The sequence below is a fragment of the Bacillus sp. 220_BSPC genome (assembly GCF_001054655.1).
GTDB lineage: Bacteria > Bacillota > Bacilli > Bacillales > DSM-1321 > Peribacillus > Peribacillus frigoritolerans.
Window position 1 is genome coordinate 1 of record NZ_JVPL01000027.1, and the last position, 2,569, is coordinate 2,569.

Genomic DNA, 2,569 nt, shown 5'->3' on the forward strand with positions numbered 1-2,569 from the left:
AAAGGGGTTCAGAATTTTTTAATTCCGAACCCCTTTTGTCGACAAACTGAAGCCTCTCTAAATGAGAGGCTTTTTTACATAGTATTGCCAAAATTCTATTTTATTGAATTCTTTTCCTTCTTTCATTATACAGATTGATCAATTCTGCATTTTGCTCATTCATCTTTTTCACATTCTTATTAATCGTTGCCAATTCCCAAAGTATAGCCAATCCTAAGATTAGCATAAGCGTTAATAAATCCATTGTTGCCCTCCTATTGATGTTGTGTACCTTTAATTAAATGATTCTTTTCACTTGGATTCATTTCCTTAACCCGGGAAGGCAAGTTCTTTCTTTGAAAGTAATTGTTTTGAATCAAAGCATATATCACTAAAAAAGTTCCGAGTATTTCGTAGGATGATAGTGATCCTCCTTGGATGAAAACGATGGCCAACGTGGTGATTGGAACTAAATTGATAAATAGGATTCCATTGATCGGCGTTAAAAGTTTAATGCCTAAATTCCAGCTTAAAAGGGCTATGGCACCAGGGAAAATAATCATGAAAATCATCTCGCCATAAATGGATTGCATAACCTCTGCCGTAGGGACGGACAGGCCCATTGCCGTTGCGAGGAAGGTTATGATGGCTGATACGGCTGTTCCTAAAATGCACGTTAAAGTCGAATAGCGAAGTGTTGACCATCCGTTAAATTGGTTGCCGCCCATCGTATAAATAACCCACCCTATAACCCCGATAAGAATGAAAAGGATAGGGATGATACTATCTTTCAATAAAAATACGAATGATAAGCTGCCATTGGTAATGACAAGAATGGCCCCTATCAAGGCAAGGAACATGCTGGCGATTGTGTACTTCATGGGTCTGGCACTTTTGAAAACCCACAGAATTAAAATTGAAATCATGGGCATTAATGATTCCATGATGGAAGCAACAATCACCCCGTTATGCCCCAGTAAATCTTGACCTGCGAAAATGAGAAAATTGTAGACAGTGAAAGCCATCGTCCCAAAAAACAATAATTTCTTTCCTTGCCCTTCCAGGCTAAAAGACTTCTTACCCTCTTTCATTAAAAGCAATATCCCTAAAATGACGCTAACAGCTAAATATCGCAAAAAAGCGAAATAAAAAGGATCAATATACATTAAGGCCCTTTCTGCAACTGGAAACATCGCTCCCCAAGAAATGCTGGCAGTCAAACATAAAAGTGCACCGATTAAAACTTGATTTTTTTTCATAAAAGCTTCCCCTCAAAAATAATGATTGATTTAATTCCTATACACACCTTATGATAAAGTCATTATCATGTAAAATGACTTAAAATGAATATAATCATCATTATTAATGATAGTTGAGAAAGGGGGGGCACTTTGATGGAAATGAGGGATTTGCAAATATTCCAGTGCGTCGCCAAATATGGCAGCGTAAGTAAGGCGGCTGTTGAGTTGAATTACGTCCAATCCAATGTAACGGCGAGGATTAAGCATTTAGAGCAGGAGTTACGGACGCCTTTATTCAATAGGCATAAACGTGGCATGTCACTAACTGCGGAGGCCAGAAAAATGCTGGAGTATGTAAACAAAATTTTGCTTGATGTGGAAGAACTCAAGCAAGTATTCCTGGATAGTGAAACACCTACAGGGATATTGAATATCGGTACAGTTGAAACGGTCAGCGATCTTCCCAAGATTCTAGCCGCCTATCATAAACAGTATCCAAATGTCGATTTATCCATAAAGGCGGGGTTAACGGAAGACTTAATCAAAGATGTCATTGAACACAGGCTGGATGGCGCTTTTGTTACAGGACCGATCAAACATCCGCTCATTCAGCCATACGATGTCTGTACAGAAAAGCTTGTATTAGTTACAAGAAATGAAACATTTAACCTTGAAGAAATCATAACGGAACCATTTTTAGTATTCAGTCAGGGGTGTGGCTATCGCTCCAAACTGGAACAATGGCTGAGGGAAGAAGAAGTGATGCCCAAAAGGATCATGGAGTTCAATGTATTGGAAACGATCTTGACCAGCGTCACACTCGGCCTTGGCATTACCCTTGTACCACAATCGGCGGTGAATCACCTAACAGCCAATGAAAAAGTCCACGTGCATCCAATTCCGGAAGAATACCGCAATATCTCGACAGTCTTCATTCACCGTAAAGATGCTTATATGACAAACTCCATGAAAAGCTTCCTGCACACGATTGAAGCTCATCATGAAGACCGGTTCAAGCAAAATCCAGAAACAGCTCCTGAGCTGATATGACGGGGAAGCAGCAAATCGCTTTGCATAGAATGATAGAGGATTGCTGAATAGGCTGCGAAACTATTCATAAAAAGTAAAACATAAAAAACATGGCGAAACTGGGACAGCGATATAGCATGGTATGGCATTTATTATTGCTTCGGTTCCTTATGCTTGTCGCATGTTACTAGAAAGTATTTTGGGAATTATTTAGACAAAAGCCAACGATTTCGTTGGCTTCAGTTTGTAGACAAAAGGGGTTCGGAATTTAAAAATTCTGAACCCCTTTTGAAATTCCCTTTGAATTTTCGCCTAAAGTT

At 39.2% G+C, this 2,569-nt stretch carries 3 protein-coding genes; 1 reads left to right on the top strand and 2 read right to left on the bottom strand.

Annotation, left to right across the window (positions count from 1 at the left end):
* Nucleotides 1-100: 100 nt before the first annotated feature.
* Together ADA55_RS29075 and ADA55_RS01790 are read right to left on the bottom strand one after the other, a co-directional pair.
* Nucleotides 101-244, bottom strand: a complete 144-nt coding sequence (locus ADA55_RS29075; protein ID WP_142398560.1) for a YrzO family protein — start codon at nucleotides 242-244, stop codon at nucleotides 101-103.
* A gap of 10 nt (nucleotides 245-254) precedes the next feature.
* On the bottom strand, nucleotides 255-1,238 hold the full coding sequence (locus tag ADA55_RS01790; protein WP_048678277.1) for a DMT family transporter: 984 nt from the start codon (nucleotides 1,236-1,238) through the stop codon (nucleotides 255-257).
* A gap of 135 nt (nucleotides 1,239-1,373) precedes the next feature.
* Between ADA55_RS01790 and ADA55_RS01795 the strand changes: the two genes are divergently transcribed.
* Nucleotides 1,374-2,270 (top strand): LysR family transcriptional regulator, encoded by an 897-nt coding sequence (locus ADA55_RS01795; protein ID WP_048678278.1) that lies wholly within the window; start codon nucleotides 1,374-1,376, stop codon nucleotides 2,268-2,270.
* Nucleotides 2,271-2,569: the final 299 nt, after the last annotated feature.

Coding starts and splice junctions, on each gene's coding strand:
- ADA55_RS01795 (WP_048678278.1), top strand. CDS start 1,374: ATGGAAATGAGGGATTTGCAAATATTCCAGTGCGTCGCCAAATATGGC.
- ADA55_RS01790 (WP_048678277.1), bottom strand. CDS start 1,238: ATGAAAAAAAATCAAGTTTTAATCGGTGCACTTTTATGTTTGACTGCC.
- ADA55_RS29075 (WP_142398560.1), bottom strand. CDS start 244: ATGGATTTATTAACGCTTATGCTAATCTTAGGATTGGCTATACTTTGG.